This window comes from Synechococcus sp. KORDI-49 (assembly GCF_000737575.1).
In the GTDB taxonomy this organism is placed as follows: domain Bacteria; phylum Cyanobacteriota; class Cyanobacteriia; order PCC-6307; family Cyanobiaceae; genus Parasynechococcus.
Window position 1 is genome coordinate 1,866,270 of the sequence record NZ_CP006270.1, and the last position, 16,098, is coordinate 1,882,367.

Here is a 16,098-nt window from a genome sequence, read left to right on the forward strand (position 1 = left end):
CAGTAACCCTCACCCCGGAATCCGTTCATGTCCAAGAAGCGCAAGCGCATCAGTCGTCGTCGTCTCGCCGGACAGCGGGTTTTGGCGCATGTGGCCACCCATCATCTGGAAACCGGTGAGTACAAGCCGGTGACCGCGGCACGCCGCTACATCGCCGAGGCCGGTCTTGTTCCACCCGCACTCCTGAATGTGCGCCGGAACGAGCACACCACCGACCGTTTCTTCTGGGGCGAAAAGGGGCTGTTCAGCGCCCAGTACGCCGAAGAGAACCACTTCCTGTTTCCTTCGTTGCGCTCCATCGTTGATTCCGTCGGCGAAGACACCTTGTTTGAAGGTCTCGACATGGCAGCGGACGACTGGGAGGAGATGGAGGAATACGAGTACGCCTTCGTCTGAGTTTTCAGAGCACGCTGCCGAGAAAGTTCTGCATCGGCAGCAGTGCGGCATGGGGAATCGTGTGACCGTCCTGGAATGTGACTCGCTGACGGCGATCCCCCTGCAGCCGTTCCCAGATCGACTCCATGGCTGTCACGGGAACCACCGGATCCCCTGAGCCATGGAGCAGGAGAACGGGAGGGTGGTGTTGAGGTGGTTGCCAATCGGGATGCGGGTAGCCACTGCATGAGATCACCCCTGCCAATGGCAGAGAGCAGCCGCTGTCCAGGCTCATGGCACCACCCTGGGAAAATCCCATCAGGACGGTCTTCTCCAGGGGATGATCGCTGTCGGCGAGATCGAGGAGACGCCGGCGGAGGAGAGCCACCGCCTCAGGCACGCGGTCCCAACGCGGGGGGAAGAGGTCGTACCACTGACGACCTGATGCTTCGGGACGGGCTTCCGGTGCCGAGAGGCAGATCACATCCAACAGCGATGGATGTTCGTCTGCGAGAGCATCACCAACCGGACGCAGATCATCGGCATCGGCTCCCCAGCCATGCAGCAGCACGATGCGGTGATGCATGGAGACGTCGGATCACTGCTGCGTAGGTTGGCCCATGACTGCGCAGCCTGGCCCTGATGGCTCCTTTCGCTCTGCTGAGTGTCTCCGACAAGACCGGTCTGGTGCCTCTTGCTGAAGCTCTGCACCGCCGGCATGGCTACGAGCTGCTGTCCAGCGGTGGCACGGCCAAGGTGATTGAGGAGGCAGGACTGCCTGTTAATCGGGTTTCCGAGCACACCGGAGCACCGGAGATTCTCGGTGGGAGGGTGAAGACCCTGCATCCGCGTGTTCACGGAGGCATCCTGGCCAGGCGGGATGATCCCGCCCATCAGGCCGATCTCCAGCAGCAGAACATTCCTGCCATTGATCTGGTGGTGGTGAATCTCTATCCCTTCCGGGAAACGATCGCCAAGCCGGATGTCACCTGGGCGATGGCGATCGAGAACATCGACATCGGCGGTCCGGCCATGGTTCGTGCTGCTGCCAAGAATCATGCCGATGTGGCGGTTCTCACCAGCCCTGATCAGTACGACCGGGTGCTGGCTGCCATGGATGAAAGTCGACACGGTGTGCCGCAGGATCTGCGCCGACAGCTGGCTCTAGAAGCCTTTCAGCACACAGCCGCCTACGACACCGCCATCAGCCGCTGGATGTCAGGGCAGGTGTCCCATGAAGGGAGCCCCTGGCTCGAGGCTGTTCCCTTGAGGCAGACCCTTCGCTACGGCGAAAATCCGCATCAGATGGCTTGCTGGTACAGCCATGCGAAGCAGGGCTGGGGTGGTGCCATCCAGTTGCAGGGCAAGGAACTGAGCACCAACAACCTTCTGGACCTGGAAGCGGCCCTGGCCACGGTTCGGGAGTTCGGTTACGGCTCTGATGGCAAGCATCCGGCCCAGCAGCCCGCCGCCGTGGTTGTGAAGCACACCAATCCCTGTGGGGTGGCGGTGGCCGCCGCGGTGCCGCTGGCACTCACAAGGGCCCTCGATGGTGATCGCATCAGCGCGTTCGGGGGGATCGTCGCGATCAACGGGTTGGTGGAGGCTGCGGCTGCGCGCGAGCTCACCAGTCTGTTTCTGGAATGTGTCGTGGCCCCTGGCTTCAGTCCCGACGCACGGGAGATCCTGGCGTCGAAACCGAATCTTCGATTGCTGGAGCTGTCTGCCGCGGCCGTGGATGCTGCTGGCCCTGATCATGTCCGCAGCATTCTTGGCGGTCTGTTGGTTCAGGATCTGGACGATCGTCCCTGTGAGCCGGACACCTGGACCGTGGCCACGCAACGACCGCCCTCCATCCAGGAGAAAAGGGATCTGGAGTTCGCATGGCGCCTCGTGCGCCATGTGCGCTCCAATGCCATCGTCGTGGCCAGGGACGGCCAGAGCCTGGGGATCGGAGCCGGTCAGATGAATCGGGTGGGTTCCGCCCGACTCGCGCTGGAGGCCGCGGGGGACAAGGCCGCCGGCTCAGTACTGGCCAGCGATGGATTCTTCCCGTTTGACGACACCGTCCGTCTCGCTGCGGAGCATGGCATCGCGGCCGTGATTCATCCCGGCGGCAGTCTCAGGGATGCGGAGTCCATTCAGGCCTGTGATGAGCTCGGGATGACGATGCTGCTCACGGGACGCCGCCATTTTCTGCACTGACACAGGTCGGGGACCGTCGACCCGTAGCCTCGCTCTGTTGCTCTAGGACGTTCGATGCTGGCCACGCTTCCCTTCAGCCTGAACTTCGTGCATCCGCTCACGGAATGGGCCCTGCTCGCAACTGGTGGCTGGGCGCTGTACCTGGGTATCAAGGCCAAGAAGACCAGAACAGGCACACCCGAGCAGCGCAAGGAGCTGGTTCCACGCAAGTTCGCCCAGCGGCACTACCGCTGGGGCAGCCTGCTCCTCGCGGTGATGACGCTGGGCACCCTCGGCGGCATGGCGGTGACTTACCTCAACAACGGAAAACTGTTCGTAGGCCCCCATCTGCTTGTCGGACTGGCCATGACGGGGATGATCGCGATCGCAGCGTCGCTCTCGCCGCTGATGCAGCAAGGCAACCTGATCGCCCGCAAGGCTCATGTTGGATTGAACATGGGCGTGATGACGCTGTTTCTCTGGCAGGCCGTCAGCGGAATGGAGATCGTCAACAAGATCTGGTCCAACCGCTGATCAGAAGGCTGCCCGCCGTCTTGGCGGGCATTTCAGGCTGTACTGGGCGTGAAAGTCTTCCTGAACTTTCCAGGTCAGACGACGGGAGACCTGCCGCACGATCTGACGCAGCAGATGATCGCCACTCGATTGCACCAGTCCGTCGGGAAGCACGGTGATGACCTGCGGAAGCCGGATCCAGACGGAGAGATCGAGATCCCAGCTCACGGCGGTGGCAAGACCGGGATCCATGCCCTCGGCCTCCGCCCAGGGTTTCAGCTCCATGCGCGCCTGGAAGTCGACTTCGTAATGGTTTCTGAGCGACGGATCCCCCCACGCCAGGTCGGTGGTCTCGATCCGGTAGATCAACTGATCCTGGGGCAGCAGCCGGAGGCTGATGGTGGGCTCGATCTCGAAGCCGAAATTGCCGAAGCGTCCCAGAGTCAGTCCGTAGGACTGCTGGTCGAGGGATTTCACCTGGATCGGTGCGGCGCAGCGCTCGAACCAGACCTCATGCCGGTCCAGGTAGTCCGCCACGACGGCGGTCGGAGCAAGCATCTCCATCCTGTCGGAAAAGCTGCTGGTGTAGCAACGGACCTGGGGGTCGGCCGACTGACGCAGATTGTCTGTGTCGGAGTGCGACAAAAGCAGCACTGAGAACGAAATGCCGGTGACGGCAAATGGGTCGACGCTAAATGTAAAGCGTTTATGAAGCTCAGGTCTCGCTGAGCTTCATCAGTTTCTCGATCACCTCTTCCACGGCTCGATCGGGTGTCGACGCTCCTGAGGTGATGCCGACGGTGACAGGGCCTGCCGGCAGGAAATCACCGTTCAGGCACAGATCCAGCGACAGGGGTTTGTGTTCGATCGAGTTGGTCTCGGCGTCGAGGCGATCGGGTGTGTCGATGTGGAACGAGCGGATGCCCCTGCTGACGGCGATTTCCTGCAGGTGGGTGGTGTTGGACGAGTTGAAGCCACCGATCACCACCATCAGATCCAGGGGTTCGTCCACCAGGGAGAACATGGCGTCCTGACGCTCCTGGGTGGCGTCACAGATGGTGTTGAAGGCCAGGAAGTGGTCGTTCAGGTGGGTCGGACCGTATTTGCTGAGCATCGTCCGCTCGAACAGTCGTCCGATCTCTTCGGTTTCGCTCTTCAGCATCGTGGTCTGGTTGGCGACGCCGAGTCGGTCGAGATCCTGGTCTGGATCAAAACCGGGTGAGCAGGCCTTGGCGAAGCGCTCCATGAACTCGTTCCGATTGCCTTTGCCGAGGATGTAGTCGGACACAATCTGCGCTTCCTCCAGATCCAGCACCACGAGGTAGGTGCCGGCAAAAGAGCTCGTGGCCAGGGTTTCCTCGTGCTTCACCTTGCCGTGAATAACCGAGGTGAAGGTGTGCTTCTTGTGCTTTTCCACCGTGTTCCAGACCTTGGAGACCCAGGGGCACGTGGTGTCGACGATGTGGCAGCCCCGCTCGTTGAGCAGTTGCATCTCCTGAACCGTCGCTCCGAAGGCCGGCAGGATCACCACGTCACCGGAGGTCACCCCGGAGAAATCCTTCACTCCCTGCTCGACGGGGATGAACTGCACATCCATCTCACGCAGATGATCATTCACGGAGGGGTTGTGGATGATCTCGTTGGTGATCCACAACCGTTCCTTCGGGTAGTGACGCCGCGTCTCATAAGCCATGGCGACGGCTCTCTCCACGCCCCAGCAGAAACCGAAGGCTTCGGCCAGACGCACGGTGAGCCGCCCGTGGGTCAGTCGGTAGCCGTTGTCCCGGATCGTTCCGATCAGGCCGCTCTGATAGGCCTGTTCCAGACTCTCGGCGACCTCTTCGGCTCGACCGAAGCCACGCCGGTTGTAGCGCTCGGAGTGGTGCAGTGAGCGCTTGAAGGCGTGGGTGTCCATGGCGGGCGCTGGTGTGAAACGACTCTATGGGGCCTGCTGCGTCTGGAACGCAAAAAAAAAGCCCGGCTGAAGGCCGGGCTTGGAGTGAATCCCGAAGGGAAAATCAGTTGTTGATGGTGGAGAAGCCTGCGTAGGCCTCCATGCCGTGTTCGCCGATGTCCAGACCCTCGGTTTCTTCCTGTTCGGTGACGCGAATGCCCCCGAACAGTCCGCCGATGACTTTCCAGGCGATGAAGCAGGTCACCAGAGTCCAGATGGCGTAGGCGGCGGTTCCAACAGCCTGGATACCAAGCTGATTGATCCCTCCACCGACAAGCAGGCCGAGCCCAGAGCCGTCGCCTTGGATGTCGTAGCCCCAGAGGCCGATCACCAGGGTGCCCCAGACGCCGCAGACGCCGTGGACGGAGAACGCTCCAACCGGGTCATCGATGCCCGCTGAGTCGAGAGCGGCAACCGAGAAGACCACAATGATGCCGCCAACGGCACCGGCGACCCAGGAACCCATCAGGGTGAGGTTGCCGCAACCGGCCGTCACACTCACCAGGCCAGCCAGGATGCCGTTGATGATCATGGTGAGATCAGGCTTCTTGGAGGTGATCGTGGAAATCACCGTGGCACCGATCGCACCGCCGGCAGCGCCGAGGGTGGTGGTCACAGCCACGTAGGGAACCCACTGGTCCATGGCGAGCTGGGAACCGGGGTTGAAGCCGTACCAGCCGATCCAGAGAATCAGGGCGCCGAGGGTGGCGATGGACATGTTGTGGCCGGGGATGGCCTGCACCTTCCCGCCGACATATTTGCCGATCCGGGGTCCGAGAAGCATGGCGCCGACGAGACCGGCCCAGGCACCGACGGAGTGAACGATGGAGGATCCAGCGAAATCGATGAAGCCCATTTCGCTCAGCCAGCCGCCGTTCCATTGCCAGGAACCGGCAATCGGGTAGATGAAGGCCGTCAGGACCAGGGCGAAGATCACGAACTCGCCGAATTTGATGCGCTCCGCCACGAGGCCGGAAACGATTGTGGCGGCAGTGCCGGCGAAGGCCGACTGGAACAGGAAATCAACGGTCGGAACCAGTCCGGCATCGGTGATCGTCTCGGCTGAAACGGTGGGGTCGAAGAACAGACCTCCGAAGTAGAGCCAGCCGTTGTCACCGTCCCCGTACATCAGGGAGTAACCGATGAACCAGTAAGCGGTTACCGCGAGGGCGAACACGAACAGGTTCTTGGACAGGATATTGACGGCGTTCTTTTGGCGGCACATGCCGGCTTCCACCATGGCGAAGCCGGCATTCATGAAGATCACCAGAATCGTGGCGACCAGAAGCCAGAGGTTGTTGGCCAGGAAGGCTGCGTTGAGTTCGGGCAGTTCTTCGGCTTTGGCGGCGAAGGTGAAGATGCCGAGGCCCATCAGGGCCATTGGCGCACAGGCCAACCAAACCAGTGAACGGTTGGAGCTGAAGCCTCGGATGCTGCGAAGGAGGAGCATCGGGCCCTCCAGAAGGCTGGCCTCCTGAAGTGTCTTGAGGCGCCGCTTTGGCGGCGCCTGGAAGGCAGTTGTCATGAACGAAAGTGCAGAGCTGCTGATCGCGCCTGGAGTTGTATCCAGGCGAACGTGCCCACGCTGCCAACGGGACGGGCCCCTAATTGTTTGTCTTGATACCAAATTTCAAACTGGCTTGAGATGCCGCAAGCCTTCCCACCGAATCTGGTTCGATTCGAAACGGAAACAGCAGGGGAGGACGTCAACCCCGCGGTCAAGGGCCTGACGGAACAAGTCGCCGTAGCGAGGATCAGCCGCGTCTCCCGGGGCGAACGATGTCACATCGGCTCGACTGAGACAGGGCACCAGCACCGCGCGGGCTTCAGGCAGCAGGTCCATCAGCTCCACCAGGTGTTTCTGCCCCCGTTCGGTCACCGTGTCCGGAAAGAGAGCCAGGGTGCCATCGGTCCAGGTGGTGTTCTTCACCTCGACGTAGATCGGCCGCTGATCCGGATTGTCGGCCGCAGGTGTGAGCAGCAGGTCGATGCGACTGCGACGATTTTTTCCATAGGCGACTTCGGCTCGGATGCTCTCGATCGTCCCGAGCTCTTCGGCAAGGCAACCTGCCTCGATCGTGGCTCGAATGAGTCGGTTGGGAAGGGCGGTGTTGATGCCGACCCAGCAGGGTGATCCATCGGCGCCGGTCACTTCCGCCTGTTCCCAGGTCCAGGCCAGCTTCCGTTTCGGGGAGGGAGCATGCCGCACCCGCACCCGTTGGCCTGGGATCAGCACGCCGGTCATCGGGCCCGTGTTGGCGCAGTGGGCGGTGACCACCTGCCCGTCGCTGAGTTCCACATCGGCCAGAAAGCGTTTGTAACGCCTGATCAGCTGGCCCTCTGCGAGGGCATCAAAAGTGAGCAGGGCATCCCCGCGGGATGGAAGGCCGGTCATGGCGCTAGCCGAGTGATGCCCATGGTCTCCTGCAGGCCCAGCACAATGCAGCCATCGCTGGGGCCTGGATGGCGCGCTCACTTAAGGGGATCGCACTGGTCGTCACCTTCGGCACGCTGCTCAGCAAGGTTGGCGGCCTGGTTCGACAGCTTGTGATCGCCGCTGCCTTCGGGGTTGGAGCGGCTTACGACGCCTACAACTACGCCTATGTGCTGCCGGGGTTCCTGCTGATTCTGCTGGGGGGAATCAACGGACCGTTTCACAGCGCCATGGTCAGTGTTCTCAGTCGCCGCCCCCGCAACGAAAGCGCCCACATCCTTGCGGCTCTGAACACCAGCGTCAGTGCGCTGCTGCTGCTGGTCACCGTTCTGCTCGTGCTGGCGGCGGATCCGCTGATCACCCTGGTTGGGCCTGGGTTGAGCCCGGAGCTGCATGCCATCGCGACGGTGCAGCTGCAGGTGATGGCGCCGATGGCGTTGCTGGCCGGCCTGATCGGTCTGGGTTTCGGGTCGCTCAATGCAGTGGATGAGTTCTGGATCCCGGCGATCTCGCCCCTGATGTCGAGTGCGGCGCTGATCCTGGGTGTCGGTCTGCTCTGGTGGCAGCTGGGCAGTGCCATCGCGCTGCCGGCCGCAGCCATGACCGGGGGTGTGGTGCTGGCGGCTGCAACCCTGGTCGGCGCGCTGCTGCAGTGGCTGATCCAGCTGCCGGCTCTGATCCGTCAGGGACTCGCCCGCTTCCAGCTGGTCTGGGACTGGCGCCATCCCGGCGTGCGCGAGGTGTGGAGGGTGATGGGGCCGGCGACCCTCTCATCGGGCATGTTGCAGATCAATGTGTTCACCGATCTGTTCTTCGCCTCCGGGATCGCAGGTGCGGCCGCGGGTCTCGGTTACGCGAATCTTCTTGTGCAGACGCCGCTGGGCCTGATCTCAAACGCTCTGCTGGTGCCGCTGTTGCCGACCTTCGCGCGTCTCACCGCCCCTGAAGATCGCCCTCAGTTGATCGAGCGGATCCGCCAGGGGCTGATGCTGTCCACCGCTTCGATGATTCCTCTGGGTGGTCTGTTCATCGCCCTGGGTGCTCCCATCGTCGCGCTCGTCTATGAGCGCGGAGCCTTCGATGCTTCCGCGGCTCAGCTGGTCACGGGGCTGCTGATGGCCTATGGCCTGGGAATGCCGGCCTATCTCGGTCGGGATGTTCTGGTGCGGGTGTTCTATGCCCTCGGCGATGGCACCACGCCGTTCCGTTTTTCGCTGGCGGGCATCGGTCTCAACGTGATCTTCGACTGGCTGCTCGTCGGAGGGCCGACCCCGTGGGGCGACCAATCCCCCGTGAATTTCGGGGCACCAGGCCTGGTGCTGGCGACGGTCGCCATCAACGGAATCACCTGTTTGGCTCTGCTGCTGGTGTTGCAACGGCGTCTCCAGGGGTTGCCGCTGCAGAGCTGGGGTCTGGACGCGCTGAAGCTGTCGATGGCCGGCTTGGCGGCGGCACTTCCGGCCTGGGGGCTCTCCGCCGCTCTGAGCTGGCCCGTGGGGATGTCGGGCCTGCTTCTGCAGGTGATGGTTCCAGGCCTGCTGGGACTTGGACTGTTCGCGCTGGTGGGAACGACTCTCGGTGTCCGGGAGGTGCGTGAACTGGTTCGGAGCCTGATCCGCCGGTTCAGGGCTCGCTGAGTCGGATCTCCCGATCCTCGCGGACCTGAATCGGCAGCTCCAGCTGCTGACGCCCCACCAGCTGCGGACCCTGGACCGAGACAATCCTGGCTTCGATGCCGTAATCCCTGAAGGCGGTTTCCAGCTCCTGGATCAGAGCCTTCTCCACCTGGGCTTCTGCATCAACAACGGTTCCGATCAGGCGTTCCCCGAGGGGCCCGATCCGCTGGCGCACCACCTCGCGCGGATTGGTCACCTCAATGATCAGCACGCCGTGGACGCTCCAAGGTTTGCAACCTTATCGGCAGTAGGGCTCCAGAATCTCCTCAAGTTCACGAAGTTGTGCCGGAGGGAGCAACCGGGCGAGCGGAAGCTGGCTGGCTCCACCGGCGATCTGCACTTTCACGGCTTCCACGGCTCGACGAGCCGCCACCGCTGCTCCCTGGTCCACCAGAGCGCTGCATTCGATCGCCAGTGGTCCGGCCAGTTCGGCGTCCCCCAGGTGGAGATGCCATCCACTGATCTGGACGTACAGACGATCAGCAAGTGTGGCCTGCAGATCTTGCAGATCGGCGGCTGAGAGCGACATCGGATCTCGAACGATCTGAGGTCATGGTGCCCTCATGCGTCCGGATCGGCAGTGGATGGATCCGGCCGCAGCCTGGCAACGATCAGCAGATGGGCGATCAGAACCGTCAGCCAGAGGCCGCTAAACAGCGGCAGCCAGTCCCATGGATGGCGCATCTCCTGAACGAACCAGAGACCGCTGTTCAGAGCGGCGAAGAGACCGGCATGCAGGCAGAGATTCACCACCCGCTCGAAATGGCGGTAGGTGGGATTGTCAGGGTCGGCGGGGCCGTACCAGCGGATCGGCATCGCGGCGGAGTCGGAGTTCAGAGGCGATCCTGGCCCCGACTGTGCTCCAGTTGACGGAGGCCCCCTCGATGGGCTCTCATGGATTCACGCCAGCGCTTGTAGCTCAGCGGATTAGAGCATCTGACTACGGATCAGAGGGTCGGGAGTTCGAATCTCTCCAGGCGCGCTGTTGAACTGCCTTCCGGGGCAGTTTTTTTTTGGCCGAACACAGTTCCCTGGACTCAGAGTCCTTCCTTACGATCAGTTCACGACAACCCAGCTCCATGAGTCAGCAATCCGAGCGTTCGATCAACAGGGATCTGGCCCAGGCCGATCCGGCGATCGCCGGACTGATCGACCGGGAACAGAATCGACAGGAAACTCACCTCGAGCTGATCGCCAGCGAGAACTTCGCCTCCCGTGCCGTGATGGAGGCCCAGGGCTCGGTGCTCACCAACAAGTACGCCGAGGGCCTGCCGAACAAGCGTTACTACGGGGGGTGTGAACACGTCGATGCCATCGAGGAGCTGGCCATTGAGCGGGCCAAGCAGCTGTTCGGGGCGGCCTGGGCGAATGTTCAGCCCCATAGCGGAGCCCAGGCCAATTTCGCCGTTTTCCTGGCTCTTCTCCAGCCCGGCGACACGATCATGGGCCTGGATCTCTCCCACGGCGGTCACCTCACCCACGGGTCTCCGGTCAACGTCAGCGGCAAGTGGTTCAAGGTCATTCAGTACGGCGTCGACCGAGAGACTCAGCGTCTGGACATGGACGCGATCCGTGCGCTGGCCAGGGAGCACAAGCCGAAGCTGATCGTCTGCGGTTACTCCGCCTATCCGCGCACGATCGACTTCGCCGCGTTCCGTTCGATCGCTGATGAGGTCGGGGCCTATCTGCTGGCGGACATGGCTCACATCGCCGGTCTCGTGGCTGCCGGAGTGCATCCAAGCCCTGTGCCTCATTGCGATGTGGTCACAACCACCACGCACAAGACCCTGCGGGGACCCCGCGGTGGACTGATCCTCTGTCGCGATGCTGAATTCGCCAAGAAGTTCGACAAGGCGGTCTTCCCCGGCAGCCAGGGTGGGCCCCTAGAACACGTGATCGCCGCCAAGGCAGTCGCTTTCGGAGAGGCGTTGCAGCCGGCCTTCAGGGCCTACATCCAGCAGGTGGTGGCCAATGCAGCTGCCCTGGCGGCACGGTTGATCGAGCGCGGCATCGATGTGGTGAGCGGCGGCACGGACAATCATGTGGTCCTGCTCGACCTTCGCTGCATCGGCATGACCGGCAAGGTGGCCGATCTGCTGGTGAGTGATGTGCACATCACCGCCAACAAGAACACGGTTCCGTTCGACCCGGAATCCCCCTTCGTCACCAGCGGTCTGCGTCTGGGTACAGCGGCTCTCACGACCAGAGGTTTCGATGCGGAGGCCTTTCGTGAAGTGGCTGATGTGATCGCTGATCGATTGCTCAATCCTGAAGACGACGCCATTCAGCAGCGCTGTGTCAGCCGTGTGGAGGTGCTCTGCAGCCGGTTCCCTCTCTATGTGGAACAAAGAGAGCCGGCGATTGCCTGACTGGTCCAGGGTTCCCTGGATCAGTGGGAAGAGCCTCCTTAGGATCGGAAGGTCAACGACCACCTTCAGGGCAGCCCCCTTCCAGGAGTCTCCGTGAACCTCGCAGCGAGCCCGATTGCGGTTGCACTGATGAGCTTCGGGCTGGCAGCCGGCATCACCAGCGTGCTGGTTCCCCTGGTGCGCGCTCTGGGTCTCCACTTCGGGTTCACCGACAAACCCGACCCGCGCAAGCAGCACATCACACCGATGGTGAGGCTGGGCGGGGTCGCCATGGTGTTCGGCTTCGGACTCGCTCTGGCCGCGGTCTGGTTGCTCGGCGGTTTCGGTCTCCTGGCTCCAGCCCGCGATCAACTGATCTGGAGCACGCTGGCCGGGTCGCTCTGCTTCTTCCTGATCGGGCTGGCCGATGATCTGTTCGCCCTGTCTCCATGGCCGCGGCTTGCCGGACAGGTGGCTGTCTCCTGCGTCATCTGGTCGGAGGGTGTCCGGATCGGAGCCATCGACCTTCCCTGGTTCAGTTCCACCGGCTCAGCGATCGTGCTCTCCGATGGCCTCAGCCTTCTGGCGACGGTGATCTGGCTGGTGGGGATCACCAATGCGATCAACTGGCTGGATGGACTGGACGGTCTAGCTGCCGGAGTCGCCGGGATCGCAGCGGTCGGACTGGTTTCGGTGAGCTTCTCCCTGCATCAGGTGGCAGCTGGGTTCCTTGCCGCCGCCCTCGCTGGCTGCTGTCTGGGATTTCTGCGCCACAACTTCAATCCCGCCCGCATCTTCATGGGGGATGGGGGGTCCTATTTCCTGGGATTCACACTGGCGGCGGTCAGCATCGTCGGTCCGGCCAAGGGACTCACCACCGTGAGTTTGCTGCTGCCATTGCTGATCCTTTCCCTGCCGCTGGCGGACATGTCCGCCGTGATCATGGGCAGGCTTCGTGAAGGGAGATCCCCCTTTCATCCCGATCGTCGGCATCTGCATCACCGCCTGCTTCGCGCCGGCTTCAGCCATCGACGCACCGTTCTGCTGATCTACGTGTTCACCCAGTGGCTCGCGGCTCTCGCTCTCGTTGTGGCCAATGCGGAGATGCGTTTTCTCTGGCTGGCGATCGCTTCCGCCCTGCTGGTGGGAACGGTGGTGATCAGTCGCCGCCAGCTCCAGACGGAGCTGGCCCTGCGTGATGTGGTCCCCTCCGCACCCCAGGAGATCTCCGACATCGCCCGATGCGGCGATCGTCATGGCTGAGCGCGGCGTCGAGATTCTGTGCGTCGGCACCGAGCTGCTCCTGGGCAGCATCCTCAACGGCAATGCCCGCTGGATCGCCGAGCAACTGGCAGGTCTCGGCTTGCCTCACTACCGCCAGACCGTTGTCGGGGACAACGTGGAGCGCCTCACCGCTGCTGCAAGGGAGGCGGCTGAGCGCAGCAGTGTTCTGATCACCACCGGGGGTCTCGGTCCCACACCGGATGACCTCACCACCGCCACCCTGGCGTCCGCCTTCGGCGCCGCCCTTGAGGAGCGGCCGGAACTCTGGCGGGAGATCCAGGAAAAACTCTCCACCGGTGGACGGCCGGTAGCGGCCAGCAACCGCTCCCAGGCCTGCCTGCCTCGGGGAGCCGAGGTCCTGCCCAATCCGCTCGGTTCGGCACCCGGAATGATCTGGTCCCCAAGGCCTGGCTTCACTGTGCTCACGTTTCCGGGTGTGCCATCGGAGATGCGGGCGATGTGGAGCGCCACGGCCGAGCCTTGGTTGCGGCGTCACGGCGGAGCTGAAGGTGTGTTCGTCAGCCGGCAGCTCCGCTTCTCCGGCATCGGCGAATCGAATCTTGCGGAGCAGGTGGCCGACCTGCTGAACGGCAGCAATCCGACGGTGGCTCCTTACGCCTCGCTTGGAGATGTGAAACTTCGCCTCACGGCCTGTGGCTCTGATCATGCAGAGGCCGAGGCTCTGCTCGAACCGGTGGAGCGGGAGCTTCTGCTTCGCTGCGGTCAGCACTGCTACGGCCGTGAGGAGGAGAGTCTCGCTTCCGTGCTGCTCAGACAGCTGCGGGAGCGCGGGGAGACGCTCGCGGTTGCGGAGTCCTGCACAGGCGGTGGCGTCGGAGCGGCGATCACGGCGGTACCCGGATGTTCCGATGTGTTCCTCGGGGGCGTCATCGCCTACAGCAACGCGATGAAACAGCGGTTGCTCGGTGTGTCTCCGGATCTGATCCAGAGCCATGGCGCTGTCTCCGATCCCGTGGTGACGGCCATGGCGGAAGGAGCTCGGGACCGCCTCGGCAGTGACTGGGCCCTGGCGATCAGCGGGATCGCCGGACCGGGTGGTGGAGGGCCGGACAAGCCTGTGGGACTGGTGCATCTGGCTGTGGCGGGCCCTGATGGCTGCCAGGCCTGGGCTGAGCGGTTCGGAGATCGGCGCGGTCGTCTGGCGGTGCAGCAACTGAGTGTGATCCGGGTGCTCGATGGTCTCCGGCGGAGGCTGCTCTCCCGGGGATAGTCCGGGGGTAGTGTTTTCTGCTGCTGCGGCTGAGCTGTTGAGTTCCGGCACCCTCTACGACAAGGTGTGGGATCTGCACCGGGTGGCGGAGCTTCCCGGAGGATCCACCCAGCTGTTCGTGGGTCTGCATCTGATCCATGAGGTCACCAGCCCCCAGGCTTTTGCTGCTTTGCGGGACAAGGGCCTGTCCGTGCGTTGCCCTGATCGAACGGTCGCCACCGTCGATCACATCGTTCCCACCACCGATCAGGCCCGTCCGTTCGCCGATCCCCTGGCGGAGGAGATGCTCACCACCCTGGAGCGGAACTGCGCCGAGTACGGCATCGAACTGAACGGGATCGGCAGTGGCCGGCAGGGGATCGTCCATGTGATCGCGCCTGAGCTCGGCCTCACCCAGCCCGGCATGACCGTGGCCTGCGGGGATTCACACACCTCCACGCATGGAGCATTCGGTGCGATCGCCTTCGGGATCGGAACCAGTCAGGTGCGCGACGTGCTGGCCAGTCAGAGCCTGGCCATGAACAAGCTGAAGGTGCGCCGGATTCAGGTGGAGGGCCGACTCACGGAAGGGGTGTCCGCCAAGGATCTGATCCTGCATGTGATCCGGCATCTCGGCGTCAAAGGTGGGGTGGGTTTTGCCTATGAATTCGCCGGGCCTGCGGTGGCAGCTCTTTCCATGGAGGAGCGCATGACCCTGTGCAACATGGCGATCGAGGGTGGTGCCCGCTGTGGGTACGTCAATCCTGATGACGTCACGTTCGACTATCTGCGCGGTCGGTCCCATGCTCCGACCGGAGAGGCCTGGGATCGGGCCGTGACCTGGTGGCGTTCGCTGGCCAGTGGGTCTGATGCCGTGGTGGATGACGAGGTGGTTTTCGATGCCTCCTCCATCACGCCAACCGTCACCTGGGGGATCACGCCAGGACAGGGACTCGGCATCCAGGAGCTCATTCCCGCCCCCGAGCAGCTGCCGGCGGGGGATCGCCCCATTGCGGAAGAGGCTTACCGCTACATGGATCTGAAGCCGGGCACGGCCATTGCCGGACTGCCGGTGGACGTCTGCTTCATCGGCAGCTGCACGAACGGGCGTCTCAGTGATCTCCGGGCCGCGGCGGCGGTTGCCCGTGGTCGGATGGTTGCGGACGGGATCCGCGCCTTTGTGGTGCCGGGTTCCGAGCAGGTGGCCCGGGCGGCGGAGGCGGAAGGCCTCGATGCCGTCTTCATCGACGCCGGATTCGAATGGCGGCAGCCGGGCTGCTCGATGTGCCTGGCGATGAATCCCGATCGGCTGCAGGGTCGCCAGATCAGTGCCAGCTCCAGCAACCGCAACTTCAAAGGTCGGCAGGGATCGGCAAGCGGACGAACCCTGCTGATGAGTCCTGCCATGGTCGCCGCTGCCGCCATCCACGGTCGGGTGACCGATGTCCGCACTCTCCTCAAGCCGCACGCCAGCTGATGCGCCCTTTCCCTTCGGGTCAGATCCAGATGATTGAAGGCACCGCCATGGTGCTTGCCGGTGAAGACATCGATACGGATCGGATCATTCCCGCCCGTTTTCTCAAATGTGTGAGCTTCGATGCCCTGGCGGATCAGGTGTTCGCTGATGACCGAAGCGAACTGAACGGCCAGCATCCCTTCGATCAGCCGCAGTTTCAGGGCGCCTCGATTCTGGTGGTCAACGGCAACTTCGGATGTGGCTCCAGCCGCGAGCATGCGCCCCAGGCTCTGATGCGCTGGGGCATCAGAGCCGTTGTCGGCGTCAGTTTCGCTGAGATCTTCTACGGCAACTGTCTGGCTCTTGGAATCCCCTGTGCGACGGCCTCGGCGGATGAGATCGCTTCCCTCCAACAGGCGGTGCTCAACGAACCCGGCGGTGTCTGGTCACTGAATCTGACAACGATGCGCATGGCGAGCGGTAGCGCTGACTGTGCCGTGAGCATCGATCCCGGTCCGCGCGACATGCTGTGCAGCGGCCGCTGGGACGCTACCTCGCAGCTGCTGGACCACGGCGAACAACTGGAGGCCTTGATGGGACGGCTGCCTTATCTGAATCGTTTCGCCACCTGATCGGAGCAACCGCCGGCGGCGCAATCAGACTC

17 protein-coding genes and 1 tRNA gene are annotated in these 16,098 nt (G+C 63.1%); 10 read left to right on the top strand and 8 right to left on the bottom strand.

All coding sequences use genetic code 11. The features are described 5' to 3' along the window. Positions 1 to 27: 27 nt before the first annotated feature. A complete protein-coding gene (locus KR49_RS09380) occupies positions 28 to 396 on the top strand; it encodes a DUF3155 domain-containing protein (RefSeq protein WP_043694532.1) in 369 nt (122 codons plus the stop codon). 4 nt (positions 397 to 400) lie between these two features. On the opposite strand, the gene KR49_RS09385 is transcribed toward KR49_RS09380, so the two are convergent. Then, entirely contained in the window at positions 401 to 961 is a 561-nt protein-coding gene (locus tag KR49_RS09385; protein WP_043694535.1) for an alpha/beta hydrolase, read from the bottom strand. Positions 962 to 1,017: 56 nt separating this feature from the next. Here KR49_RS09385 and purH point away from each other — a divergent pair, with 56 nt between their 5' ends. Together purH and KR49_RS09395 are read left to right on the top strand one after the other, a co-directional pair. Further along, positions 1,018 to 2,580: a bifunctional phosphoribosylaminoimidazolecarboxamide formyltransferase/IMP cyclohydrolase gene (purH, locus tag KR49_RS09390; RefSeq protein WP_043694539.1), complete on the top strand. Its 1,563-nt coding sequence runs from the start codon at positions 1,018 to 1,020 to the stop codon at positions 2,578 to 2,580. 54 nt (positions 2,581 to 2,634) lie between these two features. Beyond that, positions 2,635 to 3,093 (top strand): DUF4079 domain-containing protein, encoded by a 459-nt coding sequence (locus tag KR49_RS09395; RefSeq protein ID WP_043694541.1) that lies wholly within the window; start codon positions 2,635 to 2,637, stop codon positions 3,091 to 3,093. On the opposite strand, the gene KR49_RS09400 is transcribed toward KR49_RS09395, so the two are convergent. From KR49_RS09400 to sfsA, 4 genes are all read right to left on the bottom strand, one after another. Continuing rightward, positions 3,094 to 3,726, bottom strand: coding sequence for a DUF1997 domain-containing protein (locus KR49_RS09400; RefSeq protein WP_043694546.1), 633 nt, complete (start codon positions 3,724 to 3,726; stop codon positions 3,094 to 3,096). It abuts the gene before it with no gap. 61 nt (positions 3,727 to 3,787) lie between these two features. Then, positions 3,788 to 4,987: a 4-hydroxy-3-methylbut-2-enyl diphosphate reductase gene (locus KR49_RS09405; protein ID WP_043694549.1), complete on the bottom strand. Its 1,200-nt coding sequence runs from the start codon at positions 4,985 to 4,987 to the stop codon at positions 3,788 to 3,790. Positions 4,988 to 5,090: 103 nt separating this feature from the next. After that, positions 5,091 to 6,551, bottom strand: a complete 1,461-nt coding sequence (locus tag KR49_RS09410; protein ID WP_043694552.1) for an ammonium transporter — start codon at positions 6,549 to 6,551, stop codon at positions 5,091 to 5,093. 105 nt (positions 6,552 to 6,656) lie between these two features. Then, a complete protein-coding gene (sfsA, locus tag KR49_RS09415; protein ID WP_043694555.1) occupies positions 6,657 to 7,421 on the bottom strand; it encodes a DNA/RNA nuclease SfsA in 765 nt (254 codons plus the stop codon). A gap of 68 nt (positions 7,422 to 7,489) precedes the next feature. Between sfsA and murJ the strand changes: the two genes are divergently transcribed. Next, the gene (murJ, locus tag KR49_RS09420; RefSeq protein WP_043694558.1) at positions 7,490 to 9,097 is read left to right on the top strand and encodes a murein biosynthesis integral membrane protein MurJ; all 1,608 of its coding nucleotides are present in this window, start codon (positions 7,490 to 7,492) and stop codon (positions 9,095 to 9,097) included. Here the strand turns inward: murJ and KR49_RS09425 are convergent. Genes KR49_RS09425 through KR49_RS09435 form a run of 3 tightly spaced genes read right to left on the bottom strand, consistent with a single transcriptional unit; the run spans position 9,084 to position 9,952 of the window. Then, positions 9,084 to 9,347 (bottom strand): hypothetical protein, encoded by a 264-nt coding sequence (locus KR49_RS09425; RefSeq protein WP_043694561.1) that lies wholly within the window; start codon positions 9,345 to 9,347, stop codon positions 9,084 to 9,086. The two genes, murJ and KR49_RS09425, sit on opposite strands and share 14 nt — an antisense overlap. 27 nt (positions 9,348 to 9,374) lie before the next feature. After that, a complete protein-coding gene (locus tag KR49_RS09430) occupies positions 9,375 to 9,665 on the bottom strand; it encodes a DUF3181 family protein (RefSeq protein ID WP_043694564.1) in 291 nt (96 codons plus the stop codon). Between the two features lie 32 nt (positions 9,666 to 9,697). Beyond that, positions 9,698 to 9,952 (bottom strand): hypothetical protein, encoded by a 255-nt coding sequence (locus KR49_RS09435; RefSeq protein ID WP_043694568.1) that lies wholly within the window; start codon positions 9,950 to 9,952, stop codon positions 9,698 to 9,700. Positions 9,953 to 10,044: 92 nt separating this feature from the next. Here KR49_RS09435 and KR49_RS09440 point away from each other — a divergent pair. From KR49_RS09440 to KR49_RS09465, 6 genes are all read left to right on the top strand, one after another. Continuing rightward, positions 10,045 to 10,118: transfer RNA gene (locus tag KR49_RS09440), tRNA-Arg, on the top strand. 97 nt (positions 10,119 to 10,215) lie between these two features. Beyond that, positions 10,216 to 11,505, top strand: a complete 1,290-nt coding sequence (gene glyA / locus KR49_RS09445; protein ID WP_043694571.1) for a serine hydroxymethyltransferase — start codon at positions 10,216 to 10,218, stop codon at positions 11,503 to 11,505. Positions 11,506 to 11,598: 93 nt separating this feature from the next. Beyond that, positions 11,599 to 12,747: an MraY family glycosyltransferase gene (locus KR49_RS09450; RefSeq protein ID WP_043694573.1), complete on the top strand. Its 1,149-nt coding sequence runs from the start codon at positions 11,599 to 11,601 to the stop codon at positions 12,745 to 12,747. Then, complete coding sequence (locus KR49_RS09455) at positions 12,740 to 13,999, top strand: competence/damage-inducible protein A (RefSeq protein WP_043694575.1); 1,260 nt, start codon at positions 12,740 to 12,742, stop codon at positions 13,997 to 13,999. Before KR49_RS09450 ends, KR49_RS09455 begins: the two co-directional genes overlap by 8 nt. A 37-nt stretch (positions 14,000 to 14,036) precedes the next feature. After that, positions 14,037 to 15,455: a 3-isopropylmalate dehydratase large subunit gene (leuC, locus tag KR49_RS09460; protein WP_043697258.1), complete on the top strand. Its 1,419-nt coding sequence runs from the start codon at positions 14,037 to 14,039 to the stop codon at positions 15,453 to 15,455. Beyond that, the gene (locus KR49_RS09465) at positions 15,455 to 16,066 is read left to right on the top strand and encodes a 3-isopropylmalate dehydratase small subunit (protein ID WP_043694577.1); all 612 of its coding nucleotides are present in this window, start codon (positions 15,455 to 15,457) and stop codon (positions 16,064 to 16,066) included. Before leuC ends, KR49_RS09465 begins: the two co-directional genes overlap by 1 nt. The last annotated feature ends 32 nt before the right edge of the window (positions 16,067 to 16,098 follow it).